The organism is Stenotrophomonas sp., assembly GCF_036662295.1.
Lineage (GTDB): Bacteria > Pseudomonadota > Gammaproteobacteria > Xanthomonadales > Xanthomonadaceae > Stenotrophomonas.
Genome location: NZ_JAVWXA010000009.1, coordinates 22,333 through 47,965, shown reverse-complemented (window position 1 = coordinate 47,965; position 25,633 = coordinate 22,333). Strand labels below are relative to the sequence as shown.

Here is a 25,633-nt window from a genome sequence, read left to right as displayed (position 1 = left end):
TTAGCGCGTGCAACCAGGCGATTTTGAGAATTTGTTCAATCCAGGCGAGCGCATTAACCACGCCGAGTTTGGCGCAGGCGTGGTGCTCGAACCGGCGCACGATGGCTATCTGCGCGCGTTCTTTGGCGTGGGCGAGCGCCGCGTGCCGGTTAGTTCGGTACGCCGCGAGCGCACCCGTACCGAACGCATTCTGCAATCGGTGGCAAGCGACTCAGGCCGGGCACGAAAGGCATGGCTGTCTTACGAAGCGCACGCATTGCCGGTGATGGAAAGCGCCTCGGCGCTGACCTCGGCGCGCATTGATCTGTTGCCGCATCAGGTGGTGCTGACGCACCGCATAGCCACTGCTTCACCACGACGTTATCTGATCGCTGACGAGGTGGGCTTGGGAAAAACCATCGAAGCCGCGCTGATTCTGCGTGAACTGGCCAGCCGGGGCGAATTGACGCGGGCGCTGATGGTGGTACCCGCGGGCTTAGTGAACAACTGGCACCGCGAGCTGAATGAGGTGTTCAATCTTGACTTCGAGGTGTTTGGCTCCGAGGGCGACATCACCGACCGCAAGACCAATGCCTTCGCCAAACACGACCGGCTGATTGCAAGCATCGACACCTTGAAGCGACCTGCCCGTATCAAGCGCCTACTGGATGCGCCACGCTGGGATCTGGTGGTGTTCGACGAAGCACATCACCTCACCGCCCACCGCACGGGCGGCAAGGTACGCAAGACTGAAAACTACAAGCTGGCCGAAGCGCTGAAGGATCACGCGCGTGACCTTTTGCTCCTGTCTGCTACGCCGCACCAAGGCAATCACTTCCAGTTCTGGATGCTGGTGCAGCTCTTGAACCCGACGCTGTTTGGCAGTCCCGAGGACATGCTGGAGAACCGCCATCGTCTGAATACGGTGATGTTCCGTCGCACGAAGGCCGATGCGTGCCAACCCGATGGCTCACCCCTGTTTGCCCGGCGCTGGGTGCATACCGAGTCCTTCTTGATGAATCAGGAGGAGCGCCTGTTCTACGAGAAGCTGCGCGCATATCTGGAGGACGGTTTCGATCTGGCTCGCCGCCAGGGCAATCAAGGTCGCGCACTGGGCTTCTTGATGGCGATCTTCCAGAAGATCGCGGCATCAAGCTTTGCCGCCGTGCGCCGCACGCTCAAGCGCCGTCTGTTGATGCTGACGCTGCACGAGGCATTGCTGCGCGACAAGGAGCTCGACATCGAAGGCCGAGAACGCCTGACCGAGGAAGCGCGCGAGCTGATTCATGAGGAATTTGGCTTGCCGCGCGACAGCGTTGGTCGCAGCGAGGTGGATCGCGTGTTGGCTGACCTCAAGTACCGGCTGGTGAAGAAACTGGATGAAGAGGCGCTGGAAATAGCCTCCGACCTTTATGGCAGCGAGTATTCGGCTACGCACGCCGAGGAGGCCGCGTCTGCCGTGGTGGAACTGCATCTGCCCGAGGAGCGCCTGCGGATCGGCGACCTGCTGCGCATCTTCCCGCAGCAGCGTGAAACCAAGGCGCAAAAGCTGCTCGATGGCCTGGGGCACCTGTGGCGACAGAACGCCAACGAGAAGATCGTGATCTTTGCCACCTATCTTGGCACGGTCGATTTGATTGCTCGCGAAATTGACCAGGCTTATCCCGGCCAGGGCGTGGTGGTGCTGCGCGGTGGCGATCACGGTGCAAAGCTGGCAGCAGAGCGGAAGTTCCGCCTGAAAGACGGTCCGCGTGTGCTTGTATGTACAGCTGCTGGTCGCGAGGGCTTGAATCTGCAATTCGCTCGCATTCTGTTCAATTTCGACCTGCCGTGGAACCCGATGGACATGGAGCAGCGTATTGGGCGGATTCATCGCTATGGACAGCATCACACGGCGCAGGTCTACAACCTCGTGCTGTCAGACACCATCGAGGGGCGCATCTTCCTGCTGCTGGACGAGAAGTTGACTGAAATTGCACGCACGGTCGGCAAGACCGATGACCAGGGCAATGTGGCTGAAGACCTTCGGGCGCAGATTCTGGGGCAGCTGTCCGAACGGCTGAACTACGACCGCCTGTACCAAGAGGCGCTGTCTGACCCTGAACTGAAGCGCACCCAGGTGGAGCTGGAAGCGGCGTTGTCCAATTCCCGCGAGGCACGGCAGGTCGTGTTCGACCTCTTTCAAGACCTCGACGGTTTCAGCCTCGATGACTACCAGCCCTTCTCGGATGTGTCCTCCAGCCTTGATCGGCTGATGCGCTTTCTGTCGGCAGCAGTGGCAGACCGCCAGCAGAAGCTGCTGAAGGTGAACGAAGAAACCTACGACCTTGTAACAACAGATGGTACGCGCCGTGCACGTTTCACACTGAACCGTGATACAGCGACCAGCAGGGATGATCTGGAGCTGATGGGGTTGGATCACCCCCTGGTGCAGGAAGAACTCGACCGCTGGCGCAGCGTGATGCCCGAAGACATCGGCATTGCGGTGGATGGGGACGTTGACGAGCCGGTACTGCTGTCCTTGTGGATGGTGGAGGCGTCTGCCGGCAACGGGGAGCGCCGCGTGGCGGTGCAGCCCATTGCAGTCAAGCAGGATGGGACACGGGTGCCGACAATTGAGCGGCAATGCGAACGGTATCTGCAAGCGCCGGTGATCTTGCCGAGTTTTACACCGGAGCAGCGCTTGGCACTGTTTGCCCTCACCGTGGAGCCGACACTACAGCGTGAGCTTAAGCACAAGGGAGCGGCAACCGGGGGAGATAGCTACTCAGCAGAGCTGATTGGATATGTTGAGATCATTGCTAAGCAAGATTGATGCTCGGAAGCCGAGGAAGCCAAGAATCAGCGAGGCATGACATTGATTTGGCAGAAAGTATCAGGGACTAGTCGAAAGCGAAAGACCGCTAAGCAGTCCTTCGGAATTCTGGCGACCTTGAGTTTCGGCGCCCTGCAAGACTCGGGTAGATGACTCGCATTCTCCAGCCTGCATTTGAGTAGCTCGTGCTCTCTTACTTCAATCCGTTGTCGAACCACTTGGCAAGTGGAACGATGAGGCCACCCGGAGGACGGCGTAAGGGGAAAGAGCCCACTCGCGCCCGAGAACGGGTTCGGACTCGGTAGAGCCCGCCACTACCGAAGCATCAATCATCGTTAATGCCTTTCGCACATGCTTTTGTGTTCGCCACCAATAACGCAATCATCGCCCGCGCCGCCGCCGACTGCCGCCGATGCGGCGCATAGATCACCGAGAACGACCTCGACCGCCCCCGCAGATGCGGCAGCACCTCCACCAACTGCCCCCGCAGCAACCGCTCCCGCACGATGAATTCATAACTCTGGCAAATCCCAATCCCCTGTTCGGCCAACGACACCACGCCCAGCACATCGTCTGAAGTCTCAATCGACGAACGCGGCACCCAGTCCACATCCCGCCCGCCATCCCGAAATACCCACGGGGCCAACCGCCCAGTCCGCGGCATCACAAACGGCAGGCACAGGTGCTGCTGCAGGTCTTCTAGCGTTTGGGGCGTACCCCGGCGTTCCAGGTAGTCCGGTGCAGCCACCAGCACCAGCGCCGCATCCTCCAGCTTCCGCCCCACCAGCCCACTATCCGGCAGCTGCCCCAAGCGGATAGCCAGGTCAAAACCCTCCGCCACCAAATCCACGTTGCGATTGGTGATGTTCAGCTCAACATGCACCTGCGGGTACTGCTGCGCAAAGCGCGCCAGCACGGGTGGCAGCCGGTAGTGGCCATAGGTGGTCGGCACGCTCAGGCGCACGCGGCCGGCCAGCGCGCCGTCCTGTCCCTGTACCTCGCGCTCGGCGTCGTCCAGCAGGTCGAAGGCGGTGCGCACCTGTTCCAGATAGAGCCGCCCGGCGTCGGTCAGGCCCACGCGGCGGGTGGTCCGCTGCAGCAGCTGCCGGCCTAGCCGGGCTTCCAGACGGCTGACCGCGCGGCTCAATACCGAGGGGGTGGTGGACAGCGCCACCGCGCCGGCGGTGAACGAGCCGTGCTCGACCACCGCCAGGAACACCTCCACATCGCCCAGATAGTCGAACTTGCGGCTCATTTGGCTCTCCGGGGAACAGATGTTTTGCGGGAAGGCCAATTTATCGCCGCTGGGGCGATGAATAAAGTGGCGGCCATTCCCCGATAGGAGCTCCCCATGAACCTGATGACCCGGCTGGCCGCAGCACTGGCCCTGACCTTGGCCGCGACCGGCGCCCACGCCGCCAACGTGCTGGTGGTGCTGTCCGACGAAAACCACCTCGACCTGAAGGACGGCAAGGTGCTGTCCACCGGCTTTTATCTCAACGAACTGATGCAGCCGGTCAAGCTGCTGCTGGACGCGGGCCACGAAGTGACCTTCGCCACGCCACAGGGGCGGGCGCCGACGGTGGATGCCTCCTCGGTGACGCCGGCGTACTTCGGCAACGATGCCACGCAGCTGAAACTTCACGAGGCGCTGCTGGAGAAACTGGCGTTGACCTCGCCGACGGCATCGCCGGTGGTCAGCCTGGCGCGCATCGAGCAGCAGGGCTACGCGCACTTCGATGCGGTCTACATCCCCGGTGGCCACGCGCCGATGCAGGACCTGCTGAAGAGCCCGGCATTGGGTCGCCTGCTGGCCGACTTCCACCAGCGCAACAAGACCACCGCGCTGGTCTGCCACGGGCCGATCGCGCTGCTGTCCACGCTACCGGATGCCAACGGTTTCGCGGAGAAGCTGGAAGCCGGTGCCACGCCGGCCACGCCGAAGTGGATCTACAGCGGCTACCAGATGACGGTGATCAGCAACCAGGAAGAAGAACAGGCCAAGCCGCAATTGGGCGGCGGTGAGATGAAGTTCTACCCGCAGACGGCGCTGCAACGGGCCGGCGCACGGTTCAGCAGCAACACTACGCCGTGGACCAACCATGTGGTGGTGGATCGCGAATTGATCACCGGGCAGAACCCGGCTTCTGCGTTGGAAGTAGGGCAGCGGTTGGTCGAGCGGTTGAAGTGACGGGGCGTTGACGAGGAGCCTCCACGCGAGGCCCGGATCGACTGGGGCTACACTCACGGCTCCCCCCGATGGAATCTCCCCCATGTTCAATGGAAAAGTCGCGGTGGTGACCGGTTCCACCAGTGGTATCGGTCTCGGCATCGCCACGGCCCTCGCGCGGCAGGGCGCCGACATCGTGCTGAACGGCTTCGGCGATGCGCAGGAGATCGAACGCCTCCGCTCCAGCCTTGTGGCCGAGTTCGGTGTGCGGGTAGCGCATGACGGCGCCGATCTGTCCCATGGTGAGGCGGTGCGGGAAATGATCGCCCGTGCCGTGGCCACGATGGGCCGCATCGACATCCTGGTGAACAATGCGGGCATCCAGCACACCGCGTCGATCGAGGAATTTCCCGTGGAAAAATGGGACGCGATCCTCGCGCTGAACCTCTCGGCGGTGTTCCATGCAACGGCAGCGGCCTTGCCCCACATGAAGCAGCAGAAATCCGGCCGCATCATCAACATCGCGTCGGTGCACGGGTTGGTGGGTTCGGTGAACAAGTCGGCCTATGTGGCGGCCAAGCATGGCGTGGTCGGGTTTACCAAGGTCACCGCGCTGGAAAACGCGGGCACGGGCATCACGGCCAATGCCATCTGCCCAGGGTGGGTGCGAACGTCGCTGGTCGAGCAGCAGATCACCGCGCTGGCGGAACGGGAGGGCACGGACCAGGCGTCCGCCGCGCGCGCACTGCTGGCCGAAAAGCAGCCCTCGTTGCAGTTCGTGACGCCCGAGCAGCTCGGGCAAATGGTGGTCTTCCTGGCCTCGGACGCCGCTGCCCAGGTGACCGGCACGGCACTGCCGATGGATGGGGGCTGGACAGCCCGCTGACCCGCCGGTGGCCCAACCGGCTGGATGACGTTGCGGCCTGATCCGACGTCACCAGCAGGCGCTACAGTTCCCGGTTCCTTCCGCACCTGCAAGGCAGCACGATGTCAGCACTGGATTACGGCACCTTCTACCGCCTCCTGGCGGATGAAGTGCGCGCTTCAACCGACGTCAACGCGTCCATGCAGGCGCTGTTGGCCTGGGCTGACCTACGCCTTCCGCACCCGTCCTGGACGGCACTGAAGGCACTCGATTGTTCGGTGGAACGTGCCGGTGTGGGCGAGTGGCTGACCCGCGTGCTGCGCCGCGCACCGTGCCCATTCCCGGTGCGCGCGCTCTACTTCGGCCTTGGTGAACTGGCGAACGGCGACGGGGTGGAGTTTGCAGATTTGTATGTGGGCCTGTTGAGTCACTACGATCCGGCGGACAAGGCTTGCGAGTGGTTGTGGCGCGGTCCCAGCCACTATCCGGACAGGGCCTGCCTCGGCTCGGCGACGTTGAAGGCGGCCGGCGTGATCTGCAACGCGGACGAGGTCGGCGGGCTGGGTACGCCAGGCCACGTGGTCTTTGCACTGTCCTTCGCAACGCTGCTGCTTCGCGCCTCGCTGGACGGGCGCATATACCAGTTGCTGGGCGCGACGGCGCCGGTAGGCGTGGTGGTGGGCTTCGACTCGGGTGACCTGTTCCGGCTGGGCGAACTCCACGCGCAGGGGTTCGAGCCGACAAAGGGGGCGATGACGTAGCCGACGGCCCCGCGGATCGGGAGCGCCGGCATTTCCTTCGCATTGACATATCGGTAAATCTCGATATGATCGCGGCATGGACCTGCTCGACATCTTCAAAGCGCTCTCCAACCGGACCCGACTGGAGATCCTCAAGGGTCTCAAGGACCCGGCCCGGCATTTCCCGCCGCAGGACGAGGGCGACGTGGAGACCGTGGGGGTGTGCGTGAGCAGCATCCAGGAAGGCGTGGGGTTGTCGCAGTCCACGGTGTCCGATTACCTGGCCACCCTGCAGCGCGCCGGACTGGTGGAGGTGCGGCGCATCGGACAGTGGACGTACTACAAGCGCAATGAGGACACCATCCGGACGCTGGCGGCGATCATCGGCAAAGAGCTGTGAGGTTTTACCGCAGGATATCGACAAATACCGATATCCCTTTTTATCGAAATGAGGAATGGCAATGAAAGCGCAGGTATTGGATTCTTTTGGCGGGCCGGACGTGTTCGCATTCCGTGAGGTGCCCACGCCGGTGCCGCAGGCCGGGCAGGTGCTGGTGCGGGTGCACGCCACGGCGATCAATCCGCTGGACTACCAGGTGCGGCGCGGCGACTACGCCGACCTGGTGCCGCGTCCGGCGATCACCGGCCACGATGTGTCCGGCGTGGTCGAGGCGGTGGGCCCGGGCGTGACCCGCTTCGCCCCCGGTGATGCGGTCTGGTACACCCCGCAGATCTTCCAGGGGCAGGGCAGCTATGCCGAGTACCACGTGGCCGATGAGGCGATCGTCGGGCTCAAGCCGCCGTCGTTGAGCCACCTGGAGGCGGCCAGCCTGACCCTGGTGGGCGGCACCGCGTGGGAAGCGCTGGTGGGGCGGGCGGCACTGCGGGTCGGCGAGAGCGTGCTGGTGCACGGTGGCGCCGGCGGGGTGGGGCACGTGGCGATCCAGCTGGCCAAGGCCATGGGCGCGCGGGTGTTCACGACGGTGCGCGAGGCCAATTTCGAGTTCGCACGTGGCCTGGGCGCGGACGTGGTGATCGACTTCGAGCAGGAGGATTACGTGCAGGCGATCGCACGCGAAACGCAGGGGCGCGGGGTGGACGTGGTGTTCGATACGATCGGTGGGGACACGCTGGCGCGCAGTGCCGACGTGCTGGCCCAGTTGGGGCGGGTGGTGAGCATCGTGGATATCGCCCAGCCGCAGAACCTGATCCAGGCCTGGGGCAAGAACGCCAGCTACCACTTCGTGTTCACCCGCCAGCACCGCAGCAAGCTCGATGAACTGAGTGCGCTGGTGGCACGCGGCCAGTTGCGCCCGCATATCGGCGCGGTGTTCCCGCTGGCCGATATCGCGCTGGCGCATGCGCTGCTGGAGCGCCCGGACAATGGCCTGCGCGGCAAGATCGCGATCGCGGTGGTGGCATGATCCACGAGATCGCAACACTGCCGGTGCATGCCGACGGCATCGCGGGCTTTCGGGAGGCATTCGATGCGGTGGCGCCGCTTCTCGCACGCGCGCCGGGCCATGCTGGCCACCTGCTGGCGCAGGGAATCGAGTCGCCGACGGTGTGCACCCTGATCGTGCGCTGGCAGACGCTGGCCGACCACCGCCCGGGGTTTGAGGCGAGCGCGGACCACGCGGTGTTCATGGCGCGGTTGGCGCCTTACCTCGCGGCCGAGCCGACGGTGCAGCACGTGCAGGGCGTTGCATCGGCATGGGGAGGAATTGACATGCAGTCTACCAACTAGTAGGTTGTGGTTGCGGCCGGTCGATCTTCGCCCGGCCGCATCGGTCCTTGAGGAGCACCCCATGCAGGTCGTCGAACCGTTGTCGCCCAAAGCCGCCGAAATCGTCGGCCATGCCCGCACGCTGCTGGAAACCGGCGGGTACAACGGCTTCAGCTATGCCGACATCGCCACGCGCGTGGCGATCAGCAAGGCCAGCATCCATCACCATTTCCCGAGCAAGGCCGAGCTGGTGCAGGTGGTGGTGGCGCGCTACCGCGCCGAGGCACGCGAAGGCCTGGCCCTGCTGGACCGCCAGCTGGCCGATCCGCTGCGCGAACTCAACGCCTACGTGGACTACTGGTCCAGCTGCATCCGCGGCGGCACGTCCTCGTTCTGCATCTGCGCGATGCTGGCTGCCGAACTGCCGTTGCTGCCGGAGGAGGTGGCCGAGGAAGTACGCGGCCACTTCGAGGATCTCACCGCCTGGTTGACCGTCGTGCTGGCCCAGGGCGCGGGCAGCGGGCAGTTCCAGCTGCAGGGACCGGCCGCCGACGAGGCGCGCGCGTTCATGGCCTCGGTGCACGGCGCCATGCTGGCCGCGCGCGGGTTTGCCGACCCGGGCACGTTCGAGACCCTGGGCCGGCTGTGCATCGCGCGGTTGACCCGCCAGCCCTGAGCGTTGACTGCGAAGCCCTCGTTGAGGGCTTTTGTTTTGCCCTCTTGACCTACCTACTAGTAGGTTTATCCGCGTCATTTCGTCTTGTCCGTCCTTTTCACCATGAGGTTGTACCCAATGAGTCATTCGCTCTCGCCGCTGGGCGTCGTCCACACCGCGCTCAGCCTCGTGCCGGTGCTGGCCGGCCTGTATGGCTTCATCCGGCACCGCGCCATCGCCCCGGCCACCCGCCCGGGCAAGGTGTACCTGTGGGGTCTGGTGCTTTCGGTGGTGAGTGCCTTGGGGGTATCCAGCACGGGCGGCCTCAACCCGGGCCACGCATTCGGCATCGTGATTCTGCTGGTCGCCTTCGGTGGCGTGGGGATGGCGCGGCTGGGCTTCCTCGGCCGGGCGCGACCGTACTTGGGCACCTTCGCGCTGTCTTTCAGTTTCCTGCTGTCGCTGGTGCCGGGCACCAATGAAACGCTGACCCGCCTGCCGCCCGCGCACCCGGTGGCCGCCGCACCGCTGGCGGCGCCAGTGCCGGCCACGTTGCTGGTGTGGCTGGTGTTGTTCGTGATCGGCTTCGCGCTGCAGTGCCGGCGCATCCGTGCACGGACGCGCGCGGCAGGACGCCTGCAGCAGACTGGATGAGGCCCCCACGGCCGCATGCCCGGTCCTGCGTATCCGGGCCGCAGCCATGACGGTGATCATCGCTACGCGGATGGCCGACGCCCGTTGGGATGTCGCCACGTTCAATGGAAGCGCCAGGAAGGGTATGCGCGCGTCTTTGACACCTCCTGGTGGGTGGATGGCGTAGATTGGCGCCGCCGGTCGCAAGCGCCGCAGTGGGATAGGCACCACGCGGTGGCTGCGCCCCCGCTTTCATTCCAGGACCCGAAGTGAACGTCAGTCGATCTGTTTTTCCCCGCGCTGTCGGGCCCGCTGCTGAACGCGTCAGGCAACACGATTGGTCGGCCACCGCGCTGGGTCCATCCGCGCAATGGCCCGCTTCGCTGCGCTGCGCGGTGGAACTGATGCTCAACTCCCCGGAGAGCATGTACCTGGTCTGGGGGCCGGAGTTGGTATTTCTGTTCAATGATGCCTACGCCCCGATTCTCGGGCCACGCCTGGACCAGGCGATGGGCGCGCCGTTGCGCAGTCTCTGGGCAGACGCGTGGCCTTCGGTGCGCGAGCCCATCGAACGTGCATTCGCCGGACAGGGCTCGCGCTTCGAGGATGTGCCGGTGGCGATGAGCCGCTACGGGCAGGCGGAGGACACCTGGTGGACGTTTTCGTTCTCGCCGTTGTACGGAGACGAGGACCAGGTGGCCGGCGCATTCTGCGTGACCAAGGAAGTGACCGGCATGATCGTCGCCCAGCAACGCCTGGCGCGCGAGAACGAGCGGTTGATCGCCCTGTTTGAAACCTCGCCCTTGTTCATGGCGTTCCTGACCGGGCCTGAGCACCGGGTGGCGCTGGTCAACCCCGGGTACGTCGATCTGATCGGGCACCGCGACGTGATCGGCAAGCCGATTGGCGAAGCCCTGCCCGAAGCGCTGGATCAGGGCTACGTGCAGCTGCTGGACCAGGTGTACCGCACCGGCGAACCCTACATCGGGCGCAAGGTGTCCTATGACAGTGGCGTATCCCAGCCCGGGGCCGGGCCCATGCATATCGTCGATGTGGTGTTCCACCCCTGCAAGGACGACGCCGGACAGGTCAACGGCATTTTCGTACAGGGCCTGGACCTGACGCCGCAGGTTGCGCTGGAGCGGCACCTGTCGCTGACCGAAGCGCGCCATCGGCAGATCATGGACAGCGCACGTGACTACGCGATGATCGCCACCGACATGGACGGCCTGATCACGCTGTGGAACCGCGGCGCGGAAGAGACGCTGGGCTGGAATGAGAAAGAGGTGCTGGGCCAGCATGCCGAGCTGCTTTACCTGGAGGACGACCTGCAGGCGCATCGCTTCCAGGGCAACATGGCGTACGCGTTGCAGAACGGTGGTCTGAGCGGCGAGCGTTGGCTGCGCCATCGCGATGGCAGGCGCTTCTGGGCACAAGGCTCGATGACGCTGCTGCGCGGCGAAGAGGGAGAGGCCGTCGGATTCGTGGTGGTATTCCGTGATCGTACGTCCGAGCGTGGCGCGTCCGATGCACTGGTGCAGAGCGAACGGCGTCTGGCTGCACTGGTCTCTGCCGCCACGCAGTCGCTGTATTCCATTTCTGCCGACTGGCAGCAGATGAGCCTGATCTACCGGCAGGGAGATGTCGCGGAGCTGCGCGATGCGCCGGAGCAGTGGCGCGCCCAGTTGATTCATCCCGCCGACCGGACGATGGTGGATGCCGCTATCGACGAAGCGCTACAGAGCACGTCTGCGCTGGAGGTGGAGCATCGTACATTGCTGCCCGACGGTTCGGAGCGCTGGCTGCAGCTGCGCGCCGTGCCCCTGCTGGATGAAGCGGGGCGTGTGAGGGAATGGTTCGGGGCCGCCGCCGACATCACCGACCGTCGCATGGCCCAGCAGCATCTGCAGCAGCTGATGTTGACGCTGGAAGAGCGTGTGGAGTCACGGACAGCCGAGCTGATGGCCATGGAGGAGCGGCTGCGGCAGAGCCAGAAGATGGAGTCGCTGGGTCAGTTGACCGGCGGTATCGCCCATGATTTCAACAACATGCTGACCGCGGTGTCGATGGGCCTGGAACTGCTGGAAATGCGGGTGGGCCAGGGCCGGCTGGAGGGGCTGGAACGCTACCTGGACATGGCGCGCTCCGGTGCCGATCGTGCTGCCGCGCTGACACAGCGGTTGCTGGCCTTTTCGCGCCGACAGACGTTGGCGCCCTCGTCGGTGCATGTGTCGGCACTGGTGACGGGCATGCTGGACATCCTGACCCGTTCCATCGGCCCGTCCATCGACATCGAAACCCGTCTCGCCGCAGACGGGGACACGGTTCTGGTGGATGCGCCGCAGCTGGAGAACGCGCTGCTGAACCTGTGCATCAATGCACGCGATGCCATGCCCGGAGGCGGGACGATCGTCATTTCCAGCGCTGTGGAGACGCTGGCGGGAACGCGCAGCGAACAGCTGGGTCTGGCGGCCGGCAGCTACGTCCGCCTGTCCGTCTGCGATACCGGCACGGGCATGGATGCCAGCGTGCTCGAAAAAGTCTTCGAGCCATTCTTCACTACCAAGCCGATCGGCCAGGGCACCGGGCTTGGGCTGTCGATGATCTATGGGTTCACGCGCCAGTCGGGCGGGCAGGTGGACGTGGAATCGGCGCCCGGTGCCGGCACGACCCTGCATCTCTACCTGCCGCAATCCGCGCCGGTACCGACGGTCGATACGCCCCACGCGGCGGACCTGCCGATGACGCCGTCATCGCCGGGCCGATCGGTACTGCTTGTCGAAGACGAGGAGGCGATTCGCAGCCTGGTGCGGGACGTTCTTTCAGGCCAAGGCCATGGCGTGATGGAAGCGGCCAATGGCCACGAAGCGCTTGCCCTGCTGGCGACACCTCAGCACTTCGACCTGATGGTCACGGATGTGGGCTTGACCGGGGCGTTGAACGGTCGGCAGGTCGCCGATGCCGCACGACAGACGCGTCGCGGCATGCCGGTACTGTTCATCACCGGCTACGCCGCCAGTGCCGCCGTGGGTGGTGAGCACCTGGAGCCCGGCATGGAAATCCTCACCAAACCGTTCTCGGCGCTGGAACTGGAGCGCAGGGTGGAGCGGCTGCTGTCCGGGGCGATGAGCGCGCGGCAGGTCGCGATGCCGAGCTAAGCGTTCACCCGACGGGCCTGGGGTCATCGCCTCCTGTCACGCGCGCCAGGGCTTCAACGCGGGGCGACGGCCGTCCAGATACGCGACGTCCCAGCCGCCCACCTGCCGGTAGAGCCGACCGCTGGTCGGCTGGGCTTCTACCACGTGGCGTCCAACCGGCGGAACGGGCGGTCCATGGTCACGCCGTTGGCGTCGAACTGGCGCAGCGGTCGGCCATCCACCCGCACCTGGTTCGGCCGGGTCCGGTTTGGCCACCACACCCGTACCTTGGTGTCGTTGCGGAGGCCGTCGCCCAGCTCCACGTGCAATGCATTGCCCTGCTGCCTTGCCTGCATCCGCAACGTGCCGTAGGCCGTAGGCAGGCGCTCGATGGCCAGGCCGTCGCCGGCCACCCACGACGGCGGCGCGCCCGGCAGCAACGACAGGGCGTCGTCGTCTTCGCGCATCAGCATGCCGAACAGCGTGCGGCCGTACTCGGCCCCGATCCAGGTGTGCGGCATGTCGCCGAGGTAACGCGGGAAGCGCAGCCGCGAATGCACCACTTCGGCCAGCACCTGCCACTCGCGCGGGCGGCGGTCGTGCAGCAGCCCCTGCAGCAGTTCGTCGGCGGCGGTCGGCTGGTCCAGGTGGACGTAGCTGAGCACGTTGCGGATCTCATACGGGGTGTAGGCATACAACGCATCGGGTTGGCTGCGCTTGCGCACGTCCTCCAGGTAACGCGCGAACGTGGTGCGCAGCGCGTCGGCCGGCAGCACGCCCTGCGCGCCGGTGGGGTCCAGCGCGATCGACACGCCGGTGGGATCGCCGTCGCCGAGGTCGGCCGAGGAGGGGATGAAGTCGATGCCCTTCCACGCCATCGTGGCGCGGATCGATTTGCCCAGGGCGTCGTACAGCAGTTGATACTGCGCGCGCGCCCACGCGGCGGTTTCGTGATCGCCCAGCGATTCGGCCAGCCACGCCCCGTCGTGCCAGCCCTTCAGGCCCCAGTAGTCGTCCCAGTAACTGTGCGTGGGCGAGGGGTAGCCTTCGTGGCTGATCGAGGGGGCCAGGATGCCGGCGAAACGTTCCGGTGACGGCTGGCCGGCCATGTAGCCGGGCACCAGCGTGCGCTCGCGCAGTGCCTGCAGGAAGCCGAGCGCCGCCTTCACCTTGGGCAGGTAGGCGCGCACCGATTCGGGGCCGCCGTCCAGCCGTGCCACGTCGGCCACCAGGGTGACGTACTGGCCCTGGCTGTCGTACTCGATATCCGAGCCGAAGCCGGTGTTGACGCTGCCATCGTCGTTGAGGATCGGCGAGACCAGGCCGTTGGCGTGCACGCCGTGCGTGCTGTACCAGGCCAGGTAGTCGCGCGCGACCTTGGCCTCGCCCATGCGCAGCAGCACCGCCGAGGTGGCCATGCCGTCGCGGATGAAGGAGCGGTTGTAGTTGCGCGGGCCGGGCTGCATGGCCGGGCCGGTCTGGTTGATCAGCATGTAGGCGGCCTGCGCGCGCAGCATGTCCACCAGTGACGGATCGGGCAGGCGCAGGCCGACCTGGCCCAGGCGCGCCTGCCAGTCGTCGGCGGCGCGCGTGGCCAGTGCATCGAAGGTGGCATCGGCATCGCGCGGGGCGTCGGCCAGGTCCAGCGGCGGTGCCTCGGGCAGGGCACCGTCGGCGCTGCTGGCGGCGGTGCCGAGCGGGAAGGCCACCACCACCGATTGGCGCTCACCCGGTGCCAACTGCACGCGGTAGCGCAGCGCGGCTGCTGCGAGGCCATTTTCGTCGCTGGCGTGCTGCGCGGCGGGCAGGGTGCCGTCGGCGATCGCGGCGGTGATCTCGGTGCTGCCGTCGGGACCGAACGGCGCCGCACCCGCCGCGTCCACCGGACTCAGCGATTGCAGCAGGCGACGGCCGTTGACGCGCACGCTGCGGCCCTCGACCGCGATCTCGCGGATCGGCGACAGGCCCCCGTTCTGCCACGGCGGGTTCATCTGCATCGGCCGCACCACCAGCGCCAGGGTGCCGACCACCGGTTCGGTGCCGGTGTTGCGCAGCTGGTGGCGCAGGAAGGTGACGGGCTGGCCATCGATGTCGATGGCGAAGGTCTCGCTGCGCAGCGTCAATCCCGGTCGCGGCGACCAGGTGGCCGACGGCATCGGCTTCCAGCCATCGCGCAGGGCGTGCTGCACGGGATGGTCGGCCGCGCCGGCGGCGGTGCCGTCGGCATCGCGCCAGATCGGCTGCACCAGGGGCGCGCCCTTGAAGGCCTCCAGGTTGCCGTACTCGTCGAAGATCGATTTCTGCCGGCCCGCATGCACGCCCACCGCAGTCCAGTAGGTCTGCTGCATCTGCAGCGAGGCCGGGAACAGGGCGCGGTGCGCACCACTGGCGGCGATCTGGTACTGCTTCATCGGCGTCATCACCGCCTTCGGGCCGAGCAGGCGCAGGCGTGCCACCTGCGGCGCGTCGCCGGCCACGCGCAGGCGCAGTGCCTTGGCCGTGACCGGTGCGCTGGCGGCCAGCCAGCTTCGGGTGTGGCTGCCGGCCTGCGCATCGGTGGCCAGGTCTTGCCAGCTACCGCGCGTGTCCTGCACCTGCAGCCGCGCGGCGCCATGCGCACCGGCCCATTCCACCACCAGCCCGGTGGTGGCCTGCGGGCGCGGCAGGCGGATCTCCAGCGCGTGCGTGTTGTCCTTCAGCAGCGGCACCGGGACGGCGCTGTCGCCCTGCCACAATGCGGCGGCCTGCCGGGGGCTCAGCGCGGCCACCTGCGCGCTGGTGCTGGCATCCAGCGGCTCCAGCTCGAAGATCGATACGCCCCAGTCGGAGGTGCGCTGCGGGCTGGCCAGGCGCAGGTAACGGGCTTGGCGCGGGGCGAAGAACAGGGTTTCGATGCCGCCCAGTGCGTCGGCCATGCTATAGGCCGACTGCCACTGCGTGCCGTCCAGCGAGGTCTGCAGGGTGTAGCCCTCGGGATGGGAGACATCCCAGGTGATCTGCGCGCCACTGATCGACGCCGCCGTGCCCAGGTCCACCTGGAACCAGTGGCCGGGGCTGAATGCGCCGCCGGTGACGGTCTTGGGGTCGCCATCGATGAGGTGGCTGACCGCCATGGCCGGCACCTGCTGGGAGGAGCTGCTGGCCTGCCATTGGCTGCGCGGCGGCAGGTCCTGGGCGGCGGCGGCGACACAGGCCAGTGCCAGGGCGGGGGCGAGCAGGGCGCGCGCGACGCGGTGGCGGGGGGCGCAACGCAAGGTCAAGCGATCGGCAGGCAACGCCATCCCACACTCCTCGACGAGCCTCGGCATGAGGTGGCGCCAACGCTAGCAGGGGCTGTAATCGTTTACATGACGCGTTGCAATATCGGCGTCCGGCACGCGCGCCATCGCACTGCTTGACGCATCGTCAAGTGCGGGCGACGCCAACTTGACGGGCTGGCGGTTCACCCGCGCGCCTTGCCTGCGCACAGTGTGCCGGGGCCAGCGCACATCCGCAGCCGGCCAGCGCGATCACCACCGGGGGACCACCATGATCAGCATTCCTGTTTCCGACACCGCACACGCACGCCTGTCCAACGCCGCGCGTTGGCTGTGCATCCTGGGCTACGTCATCCTCGCGATCGTGTTCGCGTGGTCGGCGCTCAGTGGCCATCGCCAGGCGCAGGCGATCCTCGCCGATGCGGTCACCGTGCAGGTGCCGGTGCAGCTGGACCATGTCGAGGAAAGCCGCCGCAAGGGCCGGGTGAGCCACACCTATCATTTCCGCTACCAGTTCGCGGTGGACGGCGTGGACCGGGTCGGCGAATTCAGCACCTCCGAAGACAACGCCAGCCCCTACCTGGAGGACGGCGCGGCGGTGGCGGTGGCCTACGCCCGCACCGATCCGGCGCGGTTTGAACGGCTGGACCGCCTGCAAGGGCAGCAGAGCCTGGGCGCGGTGCTGGGGCGGTTGTCGATGGGCGTGGTGATGCTGGGCGTGCTGGTGTTCGTGGTGTACCTGCTGTTGACCCGCAAGCTGTTCGTCGTGCGCCCGTCGTCGATCACCGCGGCGGGCTGAGGCGCGCATGCACGGCCAGGCGATGGAGATGGTTGACAGCCGAAGCGGCCACGGTAGGGTGGCCGATTCCCACCCGTTCTGGTCCTTGCCCATGCCTGCTCCGGCCTTCGCGGCGCTGCTGTCACGCTACATGCGTCGCATCCGGGCCAGCGCCGGCGGCGTGGCGGCCGAGATCGGCATCAGCCGCGAAGCCGTGAACAACTGGCGCTCGGGCGACTCGCTGCCCAGCCGCCGCCACCGCGCCCGCGTGCTGGCCTGCGCCAACTACCTGCGCCTGACTGAAACCGAATCGAATGCGTTGTTGTGCTCGGCCGGTTTCGAGCCGGAGTATCCCGCCGAAGCGGTGGCACCGGCGGCGCTCGATGCACGCCCGGCGAGCGTGCCGGCCACCGTGTTGCATCTGTTTGATCGCCTGCAGCAGTTGCGCCCGTATCCGGTGATGCTGCTGCTCACCCAGGCGCACTGGGGCCAGCCGCCGGAGCGCGAGGCGATCCTGGCCGAAGCGGCCCATCGCTATGGCAGCGAGCGGGTGCTGCACCTGCAGCCGCCGTTCCGCTCCGGCGAGGGCGACGAAGGCTACTTCGCGTTGCTGGCCGCCCAGTGTGGGCTGGAGGGCGTGGTCTCTGATGCGGGCTTCGAGGCCGCGTTGGCGCGCCGTCTGCAGGGGCCTGGCGCGCTGTTCTGCCTGGTCAGTCGCTTCGAACAGGGCGCCGCCGGCCCGCGCGACGTGCTGGCCGGCATCCTGCGCAGCCTCAGCGAGATGTACAGCGGCAAGCTGCACCTGCTGATCTGCGGCGGTGCGGCGCTGGCCGACCTGAAGTACCAGGGCGGGGACCTGTCGCTGCTCAATATCGCCGCCAGCGAGCAATGGCCCGAGTTGAGCGTGGACGACCTGCAGCACGCCGCGCCGGACGTGCCGGCGTTGCTGCTGGCGCGCGCGCTGCATCTCTCCGGCGGGCATCCGCTGTTGGCGCAGGCCGCGTTGAGGCTGCTTGCCACGCCCGCCGGCGAACGCGCGCTGGATGACGAAGCGATGATCGACACGTTGGCCACCCATCCGCGGTTGTGGGAAGCGGTGGTGCCGCTGCTGCGCGACCCGGCCGCGCGTGCGTCGATCCAGGCATGGCTGGACGTCACGCGGCTGGCGCCGGCCCGCCCCTACCTGGTGGACCCGCTCCTGCGCCCGTTGTACTGGCACAACCTGCTGGCAGCGCGCCGGCATGACGATGGCGCGTGGCTGGAATGGCGCTGCGAGGCGATCCGGCGCGCGGTGCGGCAGGCCATCGACAGCCTCGCCGAGCTGCCCGCGTGAGCGGCGCGGCGGGCCGGTGGCGCTGGCGCACCGCGCGCCTGCTGCTGATCGCGGCCGTGGCCTGGTTCGTGGGCAGCCTGTTCGTGGCGCCGATGCTCAACCCGTGGGTGGCCTGGCGGATCTCGCACGACGGCCAGAGCATGATGCTGATGCAACGCGCGCGGATCGACATGCTGCTGCTGCGCGATGAAGCGCAGGGCTACTGGGAGCGCGAAGGCGAGTGGCCCGGCGAGATCGCGGTGCCGGGCGTGCACGACCCGGCCGAGGCGGTGGTGGTGGCGCAGACGCCGGCGCCATTCGTGCTGCGGGTGCAGTTCACCGACCGTTTCCCGTCCAGCGCCGGCCTGGCCGGGACCACGCTCGACTTCACCCTGCAGCCGGCCAACGGGCACTGGCAATGCCAGCCCGGCACGCCGTCGCCACCGTCGCGCTGGCTGGCGCCGGACTGCCAGTCGCACACGCCGTGGACCATCGTGGAATGGCTGGCCCTGCTGCTCGGCCTCGCGCTGCTGGTCCTGGTCGTGCTGGGGCTGGTCTGGTATCGCGTGCAGCCGGCCATCGCGCACATCCTGCGCACGCCGCGGCGGCTGTTTGAACAACCGCTGCAGGCGCTGCCACGGCTGGACCGGCAACTGGGCTGGGTGCGCCTGCGCGAGCGCGTGCTGGCCGATGCCGGCGTGGCGGCGGTGCGCTGGCGCGAGGCGCTGCGGCATGCCGGGTTGCCGCCGGCCGAACGCGCCGCCGCGCTGGCCGCGCGGATCGGGGCGGTGGATGCGCCGGCCGCCGGCTGGACACTGCCCGGCTGCGTGCGCGAATGGACACTGCCCGAGGCGTTGCCGGTCGCGTTGGAGCGCATGTGGGTGTACTTCCCCGAGCCTGGCCTGGTTGGCGAGGCCATCGTGCAGCGCCTGCGCGGCATGCCCAACGGCCAGGACGTGGTGCTGGTGGTGAGCCCGTCGCTGGACGCCGAGCCGGCCTTGCGCGCCCATGCCGAGGACCCGGCCAACCTGTGCGTGTGCCTGGACCAGGTGGCGCAGGCGCGCTGGCTGCTGCAGCCGCAGGCGACGGCGGCGCTGGTGGCGCTGCTGGCCCGGCAGTTGAAGGTCACCCGCATTTCGCCGTACCAGACCCACGGCGGCATCACCCGGCCGGCGGCGTTCTTCGGGCGCCAATCGCTGCTGGCGCGCGTGCTCAACCGCGAGCCGGGCAACTACCTGCTGGTTGGCGGGCGGCAGCTGGGCAAGACCAGCCTGATGAAGGCCATCGAGCGCAGCTTTTCCGGCCACCCGCGGGTGCAGTGCCGCTATGTGTCGCTGCGCGACCATCGCCTCAGCGTGCGCCTGGCGCTGGCGGTGGGCCTGCCGGAAACGGCGGACCTGGAGGAGGTGGTGGCCGCGATGTCGGCCCAGGCCGAGGGCCGGCGGGTGCTGCTGCTGGTGGATGAGACCGACCTGTTCCTGCGTGCCGAGGCCGCCGCCGGCTATCCGCAACTGGCCGCCCTGCGCGCGATCAGCGAGGAAGGGCGCTGCCATTTCATGCTGGCCGGGTTCTGGGACCTCTACGAGGCGGTGACCCTGGATTACGCCTCGCCGCTGCGCAATTTCGGCGAGGTGATCCACGTGGGCGGGCTGGAAGACGAGGCCTGCCAGGCCTTGGCCACCGAGCCGATGGCGCGGCTGGGCGTGCACTTCAGCACGCCGGCACTGCCGCGCCGGCTGGTGGCCGCCTGTGGCCGGCGCGCCAACCTGGTGGCGATCGTCTGCCAGCACCTGCTGGGCCAGCTGGGGCGCGGCCAGCGCGTGATCGATGCGGCGCAGCTGGAGGCGGCGCTGATGGCCGAGCCGGTGTTCGATGCGCTGGCCGGCTGGGCCCGCCTCACGCCGGACGCGCAGGCCAACCGGCTGGACCGGATCGTCGTTTACCGCCTGGCCCATGCGCAGCTGGGGGGCAGTGACGGCGCGCGCGGGGTGGGCCTGGATGCGCTGCTGGCCGATATCGATGCCGCCGGCGTGCGCCTGGACCCGGAGCTGCTGCGGCGCGCGCTGGCCCGGTTGCAGCTGGCCTATGTGATCCGGCGCGACGAAGAAGGGGCGCGGTTCGTGTTCGCCGTGCCGTTGTTTGCCACCCAGTTCCAGCGCGAGGAGGCGCACACGCTGGGCAAGCGCGAACTGCAGGCGCTGGCCGAGGCGATGCCGATGATCCAACACCGGACTGATGACGCCACAGAGTGACGCAATGCGCTGCGATTGCGCATCGATTCTGCGATAGTGATCCGATATTCGTGTGACGTGGCGGATGGATGCTGCACCCCCAGGAACTCTCTTCTTTGCAGATTGGCGCGGTGCTGGTGCAGGCCTGGGGCGTGCACGCCACCTCGGTGGTGCAGCGCCCGGCCGGCGCCGATGCCGGCGCCACGGTCTACCAGGTAGGCGCGCGCGACGGGTCGCGCTGGTGGCTCAAATGCCGCCGCTACGCCGTGGACGAGGCGGTCTGGCAGGTGCTCGGGCACCTGCGCGGGCCGCTCGGCCTGGCTGAAGTGGCCGCGCCGCAGCCGGCGCTGGATGGCGCGCCAGCGGTCAGCGCGCATGGCCTGCAATGGACATTGTTTGCCTACATCGAGGGCCAGTCCGGCTTCGAGGCGGCGTTGTCGCAGGCGCAGTGGCGGCGCCTGGGCGAGGTGCTGCGCCAGGTGCACGAGGTGCGGCTGCCACCGGCGCTGGCCAGCGGCCTGGCCCAGCCGGATTTTGACGACGACACGGCGGTGGAGCGGGTGGGTGCATGGCTGCGCCGCGGCGACGCCCGGTGGCCGGTGCCCGATGCGCTGGCCGAGCACTACCTGCGCAGCTGGCGCCAGCACCGGCCGCGCATCGTGGAGGTGTGGGAGCGCTGCGTGGCGCTGCGCGAGCGCCTGGTGCGGCAGGCGTGGCGCCGGGTGCTGTGCCATGGCGACCTGCATGCGGGCAACCTGCTGCTGTTGCCCGATGGCGGGCTGTGCCTGATCGACTGGGATGACATGCTGCTGGCCCCGCGCGAGCGCGACCTGATGCTGGTTGGTGCCGGCGTGGGCGGGCGCTGGGGGCGCGACGACCCGCCGTGCTTCCGCGAGGGCTACGGTTATGCCGAGGTGGCCGTGTCGCCTGCGCGGTTGGCCTACTACCGGCATTGGCGGATCCTGCACGACGTGCAGGAGTTCCACGACCTGCTGCTGGAGCCGGGCGCGGCCACGCGCCCGCCCACCCAGCGCCGCCAGGCCCTGCGCTACATGGACGAGCAGTTCGCCCCCGGCAACGTGGTGGACAGTGCCGCGCGCAGTTGGGAGGCGGCGGTGGCCGAGTGAGGTCGGCCGCTCGCGCAGTGGCGTGGCGCCAAAGCGGGCCGGGTTACTCGCCGGGCTTGGCAGCGGCCGACGCGGCCTGCGAGGCGGCGCGCCGCGAGAGCACGGCTTCGCGGTGGGCAATGTAGGCGTTGGCGGCGAGGATGATGCCGGCGCCGATCACCGTCCAGCGGTCCAGCCGCTCATCAAACAGCAGCCAGCCCAGCGTGGCCACCAGCGGCAGCTGCATGAAGCTGATCGGGGTCAGCGCGGACACATCGCCCAGGCGCAGGGCGCGCGTCCACAGCAGTTGGCCGATGGTGCCGAACAGGCCGGTGGCCGCCAGCCACAGCCAGGCCATGCCGGCCGGCCACACCCAGACGAACACCGCCGGCACCAGCGACAGCGGCACCCAGAAGACGTAGGTGTAGAGCACCACGGCATCGGCACTGTCCACGCGGGTGAGCTGCTTGATCTGGATGGCCACCAGCGAACTGAGGACCGCCGCCAGCACCGCCACCAGCGTGCCGGGCGTGAAGCTGGTCGAGCCGGGGCGCACGATGATGAGCACGCCGATGAAGCCGATCACCACCGCGGCCCAGCGCCGCGCGCGCACGGTCTCGCCCAGCCACAGCACCGCGGCGATGGTGACGAACAACGGCGTGGAATAGGACAGCGAGATGGCCTGGGACATCGGCAGGTGGCCGATCGCCCAGAACGCGCAGAGCATCGAGGCCAGGCCGATCGCGCTGCGCAGCAGGTAGCGCGGCAACTGCTGCGTGCGCAAAGAGGCACGGCCGGGCCGCAGCAGCATCGGCAGCAGGGCCACCAGGCCGAAGGCGTTGCGGAAGAACGCCACTTCCTGGGTGGGGACGTAGCGGGTGGCGTAACGGATCGCCACCGCCATCAGCCCGAAGGCCAGTGTGCTGCCGAGCATCAGCAGCGCCGCACGCATCGGGGCAGGGGCGGGCAGGGCGAGCGGTGGGGTCACCACTGCGCGCCGACCAGGCGCGGCTCCGGTTCGATCGGCACGCCAAACTTCTCCAGCACCGAGGCGGAGATCTGCCGGGCCAGCGCCAACAGCTGCGCGCCGCTGGCGGTGCCGTGGTTGACCAGCACCAGCGCGTGCTGCGGCGCCACGCCGGCATCGCCCTCGCGATGGCCCTTCCAGCCACAGGCCTCGATCATCCAGGCCGCCGACAGCTTGCGGCGGTTGTCCTGCTCGGCCGGGTACACCGGCAGGTCGGGGAAGTGCTGCAGCAGCACCTCCACCTGTTCCAGCGGCAGCACCGGGTTCTTGAAGAAGCTGCCGGCGTTGCCCAGCACGTCCGGGTCGGGCAGCTTGCGCCGGCGCAGGGCGATCACCGCATTGGCCACGTCGGCGGCCACCGGCAGCTCCACGCCCATCGCCTGCATCTCCTCGCTGATCCCGGCATAGCCCAGGCGCAGGTGGTGCAGCAGCGGCAGGCGCAGTTCGATGGCGGTGATCAGGTAGCGGTCCGGCTGCTGCTTGAAGAGGCTGTCGCGGTAGCCGAACTGGCAGGCCTCGGCATCCAGGCGCACCCACTCGCCGGCCTGGCGGTCCCAGGCCTCCACGACCTGGATGAACTCGTCCACCTGCACGCCATAGGCGCCGATGTTCTGGATCGGCGCGGCGCCGGCGGTGCCGGGAATCAGGGCCAGGTTCTCCAGCCCGGACAGCCCGTTCTGCAGCGACCACATCACCAGCCCGTGCCAGTTCACCCCGGCACCGGCGCGCACCAGGGTGTGGTCGGCGCGGTGCTCGAGGATGTCGATGCGGGCATTGGCGAACACCAGCACGGTGCCGGGCACGTCGTCGGCCAGCAGCACGTTGCTGCCGCTGCCCAGCACCAGCAGCGGCGTATCGGCCACGTGCGGCAGGGCCAGTACGTCGGGCAGCAGGGACGGGTCGTGCAGCTCCAGCAGCTGGGCCGCGCTGGCATCGACGTGGAACGTGTTGAGGGCCTTCAGCGAGGCGTTTTCAGTCAGGGTCCAGGCAGGCATTGCGTTACTCATAGGGGGGCGACCGCGCCGCGGCTGGGGGCTTCGCGGCGGCGGCGGATGGCCTCCACGCAATCGCCGACCAGCCCCGGGCCACGGAAAATCAGGCCGCTGTAGCACTGCACCAGCGCCGCGCCGGCCGACATTTTGGCCACCGCGTCGGCACCGGACTGGATGCCGCCCACGCCGATCAACGGCATCGACTCGGGCAGGCGCGCGCGCAGGCGGCGCAGCACCAGCGTGGACTGGCCCAGCAGCGGCGCGCCGGACAGGCCGCCGGCCTCGTTGGCGCGCGGGGCGGCCGCCCCCGCCCGGCGGTCGATGGGGGGGTTGGTGGCGGGCCCCCCCCCCACCCTGCGCTCGCTGAGCACCCGCGCGGCCGCGGCGATATCGCGATCGCTCAGGTCCGGGGCCACCTTGACCAGCATCGGCACGCGCTTGCCGTGCTGGGCGGCCAGCTTTTCCTGGCTCTCGCGCAGCTGGGCGATCAACTGGCGCAGCGCGTTCTCTTCCTGCAGCTCGCGCAGGCCGGCGGTGTTGGGCGAGGAAATGTTGACGGTGATGTAGTCGGCCAGCGGATACACCCGCTGCAGGCAGTGCTGGTAGTCCTCGAACGCCTGCTCGTTGGGGGTGTCCTTGTTCTTGCCGATGTTGATGCCCAGCAGCCCGGTGCGGCGCTTGGCGCGCTCGACATTGCGCACCAGCGCGTCCACGCCGAGGTTGTTGAACCCCATGCGGTTGATGATGGCCTGGTGGTCCGGCAGCCGGAACAGGCGCGGGCGCGGATTGCCGGCCTGCGGGCGCGGGGTGATCGTGCCGATCTCGACAAAACCAAAGCCCAGCGCCAGCAGCGCATCGATATGCTCGCCGTTCTTGTCCAGGCCGGCGGCAAGGCCCACCGGGTTGGGGAAGTCCAGCCCGAAGGCCTTGGTCGGCAGGGGCGCGATGCGGCCGGCCAGCAGCGGCGTGGTGCCGGTGCGGTAGGCCAGCTCCAGCCCACCCAGGCCGAGGCCGTGGGCGCGCTCGGCGTCGAAGGCGAACAGGAAGGGTCGGGCAAGCGAGTACATGGCGTTCTTTCAGTCCAGCGTGCCGACAAAGGCACGGGTGTGGTATTCGAAGGCAACCTGGCCGTCCTCCGCGTGGGCGTCGAACAGCTGCTCCAGCGCTTCCAGCATCGGCGCGTGGCGCGGGTGGCCGGCCTGGGGCGCGTAGGAAGAGGACAGCAGGCGGCCACGCAGGCCGTCCAGGTCCATGCGCTGCACGTTGGGGAAGCTGGCCATGCCGCGCAGGCCGGGACCGAACCAGGCGCGCATGGTGGCATCGTCCTGGTAGCGCTCGGCGACCTGGGTGTAGTCGGTGCCAAATTCCAGCAGCAGCTGTTCATAGCCCACCAGGAACGGCGAGGCGTCGAGCAGGCGCGAATTCCAGAACACCAGCGCCAGGCCACCGGGGTGCAGGATCCGCGCCCACTCGGCGCGCACCGCGTCGGTATCGAACCAGTGGAAGGCCTGGGCGGCGGCGACCAGGCCCACGCTGTCATCGGCCAGGGTGGTGGCCTCGGCGGTGCCGTCGACCAGTTTCAGGCGCAGGTGGTGCGGGGCCAGCCACTGCTCGGCGGCCGCGCGCATGGCCGCGTTGGGTTCCACCGCGATCACCGGATGGCCGCTGGCCAGGAACAGGCGGGTGGAGATGCCGGTGCCGGCACCGATGTCGGCGACCAGGGTCTCGACAGGCACGCCGATGTCGCGATGCAGCCAGTCCAGCAGCGCCGGCGGGTAATCGGGACGGTAGCGGACGTAGTCGGCGACGCGACTGCTGAAGCGTTCGGTCGAATCCGATGCGCTCATGCGGACCTCACGATTGGGATGCGGCGAGCAGGGCAATGCCACCGAACAACAGCAGGAAGGCGAGCACCGCCACCACACTGGCGATCACCGCCACCCAGCCCAGGATCAGGCCGGCCAGGGCCAGGCCGTCACCTTCCAGCGCCTGCGGCTGGCGGCGGATGTCCGCACGCGCCATGTGCCCGGTGACGATGGCCACCACGCTGCCGATGAAGGGCAGCACGGTCCAGCCGACGATGCCCATGACCAGGCTGACCACGGCCAGCGCGCTGGTTTGTCGAAGTGGCTGGTTCATCCGGTTCCTCCAAGGCAATGGCCCATGATAGTGCCTGTGGCCGGTTTATCCCATCGACGGCGGGGCCGTGC

At 68.0% G+C, this 25,633-nt stretch carries 21 protein-coding genes; 14 read left to right on the top strand and 7 right to left on the bottom strand.

What is annotated here, in order from left to right; translation table 11 throughout:
* The first annotated feature begins 7 nt into the window (after positions 1–7).
* Complete coding sequence (locus RSA25_RS03345) at positions 8–2,794, top strand: SNF2-related protein (RefSeq protein WP_332807498.1); 2,787 nt, start codon at positions 8–10, stop codon at positions 2,792–2,794.
* A gap of 325 nt (positions 2,795–3,119) precedes the next feature.
* Here RSA25_RS03345 and RSA25_RS03340 read toward each other — a convergent pair whose 3' ends face one another.
* Positions 3,120–4,049 (bottom strand): LysR family transcriptional regulator, encoded by a 930-nt coding sequence (locus tag RSA25_RS03340; protein ID WP_332807497.1) that lies wholly within the window; start codon positions 4,047–4,049, stop codon positions 3,120–3,122.
* A gap of 96 nt (positions 4,050–4,145) precedes the next feature.
* Between RSA25_RS03340 and RSA25_RS03335 the strand changes: the two genes are divergently transcribed.
* The 9 genes from RSA25_RS03335 (at position 4,146) to RSA25_RS03295 (ending at position 12,741) form a co-directional block, all read left to right on the top strand.
* Positions 4,146–4,985, top strand: coding sequence for a type 1 glutamine amidotransferase domain-containing protein (locus tag RSA25_RS03335; protein ID WP_332807496.1), 840 nt, complete (start codon positions 4,146–4,148; stop codon positions 4,983–4,985).
* A gap of 82 nt (positions 4,986–5,067) precedes the next feature.
* On the top strand, positions 5,068–5,850 hold the full coding sequence (locus tag RSA25_RS03330) for a 3-hydroxybutyrate dehydrogenase (RefSeq protein ID WP_332807495.1): 783 nt from the start codon (positions 5,068–5,070) through the stop codon (positions 5,848–5,850).
* Between the two features lie 101 nt (positions 5,851–5,951).
* Positions 5,952–6,590, top strand: a complete 639-nt coding sequence (locus RSA25_RS03325; protein WP_332807494.1) for a hypothetical protein — start codon at positions 5,952–5,954, stop codon at positions 6,588–6,590.
* Positions 6,591–6,666: 76 nt separating this feature from the next.
* Entirely contained in the window at positions 6,667–6,969 is a 303-nt protein-coding gene (locus RSA25_RS03320) for a metalloregulator ArsR/SmtB family transcription factor (RefSeq protein ID WP_332807493.1), read from the top strand.
* A gap of 100 nt (positions 6,970–7,069) precedes the next feature.
* Positions 7,070–7,993, top strand: coding sequence for a zinc-dependent alcohol dehydrogenase family protein (locus tag RSA25_RS03315; protein ID WP_332807492.1), 924 nt, complete (start codon positions 7,070–7,072; stop codon positions 7,991–7,993).
* A complete protein-coding gene (locus RSA25_RS03310) occupies positions 7,990–8,316 on the top strand; it encodes an antibiotic biosynthesis monooxygenase (protein ID WP_332807491.1) in 327 nt (108 codons plus the stop codon). The genes RSA25_RS03315 and RSA25_RS03310 overlap by 4 nt, the downstream gene beginning before the upstream one ends.
* A 61-nt stretch (positions 8,317–8,377) precedes the next feature.
* Positions 8,378–8,971 carry a TetR/AcrR family transcriptional regulator gene (locus tag RSA25_RS03305; RefSeq protein ID WP_332807490.1) on the top strand — a complete coding sequence of 198 codons (594 nt, stop codon included), beginning with the start codon at positions 8,378–8,380 and terminating at the stop codon, positions 8,969–8,971.
* A gap of 117 nt (positions 8,972–9,088) precedes the next feature.
* Positions 9,089–9,604, top strand: coding sequence for a hypothetical protein (locus RSA25_RS03300; protein ID WP_332807489.1), 516 nt, complete (start codon positions 9,089–9,091; stop codon positions 9,602–9,604).
* Positions 9,605–10,008: 404 nt separating this feature from the next.
* On the top strand, positions 10,009–12,741 hold the full coding sequence (locus RSA25_RS03295; RefSeq protein WP_332807507.1) for a PAS domain S-box protein: 2,733 nt from the start codon (positions 10,009–10,011) through the stop codon (positions 12,739–12,741).
* 137 nt (positions 12,742–12,878) lie between these two features.
* Here the strand turns inward: RSA25_RS03295 and RSA25_RS03290 are convergent, their stop codons facing one another.
* A complete protein-coding gene (locus tag RSA25_RS03290; protein ID WP_332807506.1) occupies positions 12,879–15,980 on the bottom strand; it encodes a discoidin domain-containing protein in 3,102 nt (1,033 codons plus the stop codon).
* Between the two features lie 268 nt (positions 15,981–16,248).
* Here RSA25_RS03290 and RSA25_RS03285 point away from each other — a divergent pair, with 268 nt between their 5' ends.
* The 4 genes from RSA25_RS03285 to RSA25_RS03270 all read left to right on the top strand — a co-directional run bounded on the left by RSA25_RS03285 (position 16,249) and on the right by RSA25_RS03270 (position 21,425).
* Complete coding sequence (locus tag RSA25_RS03285; protein ID WP_332807488.1) at positions 16,249–16,776, top strand: DUF3592 domain-containing protein; 528 nt, start codon at positions 16,249–16,251, stop codon at positions 16,774–16,776.
* A 91-nt stretch (positions 16,777–16,867) separates the two neighbouring features.
* Positions 16,868–18,088 (top strand): hypothetical protein, encoded by a 1,221-nt coding sequence (locus tag RSA25_RS03280; protein WP_332807487.1) that lies wholly within the window; start codon positions 16,868–16,870, stop codon positions 18,086–18,088.
* On the top strand, positions 18,085–20,319 hold the full coding sequence (locus tag RSA25_RS03275; protein ID WP_332807486.1) for a hypothetical protein: 2,235 nt from the start codon (positions 18,085–18,087) through the stop codon (positions 20,317–20,319). Before RSA25_RS03280 ends, RSA25_RS03275 begins: the two co-directional genes overlap by 4 nt.
* A gap of 68 nt (positions 20,320–20,387) precedes the next feature.
* Complete coding sequence (locus tag RSA25_RS03270) at positions 20,388–21,425, top strand: aminoglycoside phosphotransferase family protein (RefSeq protein ID WP_332807485.1); 1,038 nt, start codon at positions 20,388–20,390, stop codon at positions 21,423–21,425.
* Positions 21,426–21,468: 43 nt separating this feature from the next.
* On the opposite strand, the gene RSA25_RS03265 is transcribed toward RSA25_RS03270, so the two are convergent.
* From RSA25_RS03265 to RSA25_RS03245, 5 genes are read right to left on the bottom strand one after another with little or no spacing between them, the layout of a single operon-like run.
* Positions 21,469–22,356 carry a DMT family transporter gene (locus RSA25_RS03265; RefSeq protein WP_332807505.1) on the bottom strand — a complete coding sequence of 296 codons (888 nt, stop codon included), beginning with the start codon at positions 22,354–22,356 and terminating at the stop codon, positions 21,469–21,471.
* A 32-nt stretch (positions 22,357–22,388) separates the two neighbouring features.
* On the bottom strand, positions 22,389–23,438 hold the full coding sequence (murB, locus tag RSA25_RS03260) for a UDP-N-acetylmuramate dehydrogenase (RefSeq protein WP_332807484.1): 1,050 nt from the start codon (positions 23,436–23,438) through the stop codon (positions 22,389–22,391).
* Complete coding sequence (locus RSA25_RS03255; RefSeq protein ID WP_332807483.1) at positions 23,435–24,490, bottom strand: quinone-dependent dihydroorotate dehydrogenase; 1,056 nt, start codon at positions 24,488–24,490, stop codon at positions 23,435–23,437. Before RSA25_RS03255 ends, murB begins: the two co-directional genes overlap by 4 nt.
* A 9-nt stretch (positions 24,491–24,499) precedes the next feature.
* Positions 24,500–25,270, bottom strand: a complete 771-nt coding sequence (locus RSA25_RS03250; protein WP_332807482.1) for a class I SAM-dependent methyltransferase — start codon at positions 25,268–25,270, stop codon at positions 24,500–24,502.
* A 7-nt stretch (positions 25,271–25,277) separates the two neighbouring features.
* On the bottom strand, positions 25,278–25,562 hold the full coding sequence (locus RSA25_RS03245; RefSeq protein ID WP_332807481.1) for a DUF4190 domain-containing protein: 285 nt from the start codon (positions 25,560–25,562) through the stop codon (positions 25,278–25,280).
* Positions 25,563–25,633 lie beyond the last annotated feature (71 nt).

Coding starts and splice junctions, on each gene's coding strand:
- RSA25_RS03340 (WP_332807497.1), bottom strand. CDS start 4,049: ATGAGCCGCAAGTTCGACTATCTGGGCGATGTGGAGGTGTTCCTGGCG.
- RSA25_RS03335 (WP_332807496.1), top strand. CDS start 4,146: ATGAACCTGATGACCCGGCTGGCCGCAGCACTGGCCCTGACCTTGGCC.
- RSA25_RS03330 (WP_332807495.1), top strand. CDS start 5,068: ATGTTCAATGGAAAAGTCGCGGTGGTGACCGGTTCCACCAGTGGTATC.
- RSA25_RS03325 (WP_332807494.1), top strand. CDS start 5,952: ATGTCAGCACTGGATTACGGCACCTTCTACCGCCTCCTGGCGGATGAA.
- RSA25_RS03320 (WP_332807493.1), top strand. CDS start 6,667: ATGGACCTGCTCGACATCTTCAAAGCGCTCTCCAACCGGACCCGACTG.
- RSA25_RS03310 (WP_332807491.1), top strand. CDS start 7,990: ATGATCCACGAGATCGCAACACTGCCGGTGCATGCCGACGGCATCGCG.
- RSA25_RS03305 (WP_332807490.1), top strand. CDS start 8,378: ATGCAGGTCGTCGAACCGTTGTCGCCCAAAGCCGCCGAAATCGTCGGC.
- RSA25_RS03300 (WP_332807489.1), top strand. CDS start 9,089: ATGAGTCATTCGCTCTCGCCGCTGGGCGTCGTCCACACCGCGCTCAGC.
- RSA25_RS03295 (WP_332807507.1), top strand. CDS start 10,009: ATGTACCTGGTCTGGGGGCCGGAGTTGGTATTTCTGTTCAATGATGCC.
- RSA25_RS03285 (WP_332807488.1), top strand. CDS start 16,249: ATGATCAGCATTCCTGTTTCCGACACCGCACACGCACGCCTGTCCAAC.
- RSA25_RS03280 (WP_332807487.1), top strand. CDS start 16,868: ATGCCTGCTCCGGCCTTCGCGGCGCTGCTGTCACGCTACATGCGTCGC.
- RSA25_RS03270 (WP_332807485.1), top strand. CDS start 20,388: ATGCTGCACCCCCAGGAACTCTCTTCTTTGCAGATTGGCGCGGTGCTG.
- RSA25_RS03265 (WP_332807505.1), bottom strand. CDS start 22,356: ATGCGTGCGGCGCTGCTGATGCTCGGCAGCACACTGGCCTTCGGGCTG.
- murB (WP_332807484.1), bottom strand. CDS start 23,438: ATGAGTAACGCAATGCCTGCCTGGACCCTGACTGAAAACGCCTCGCTG.
- RSA25_RS03255 (WP_332807483.1), bottom strand. CDS start 24,490: ATGTACTCGCTTGCCCGACCCTTCCTGTTCGCCTTCGACGCCGAGCGC.
- RSA25_RS03250 (WP_332807482.1), bottom strand. CDS start 25,270: ATGAGCGCATCGGATTCGACCGAACGCTTCAGCAGTCGCGTCGCCGAC.
- RSA25_RS03245 (WP_332807481.1), bottom strand. CDS start 25,562: ATGAACCAGCCACTTCGACAAACCAGCGCGCTGGCCGTGGTCAGCCTG.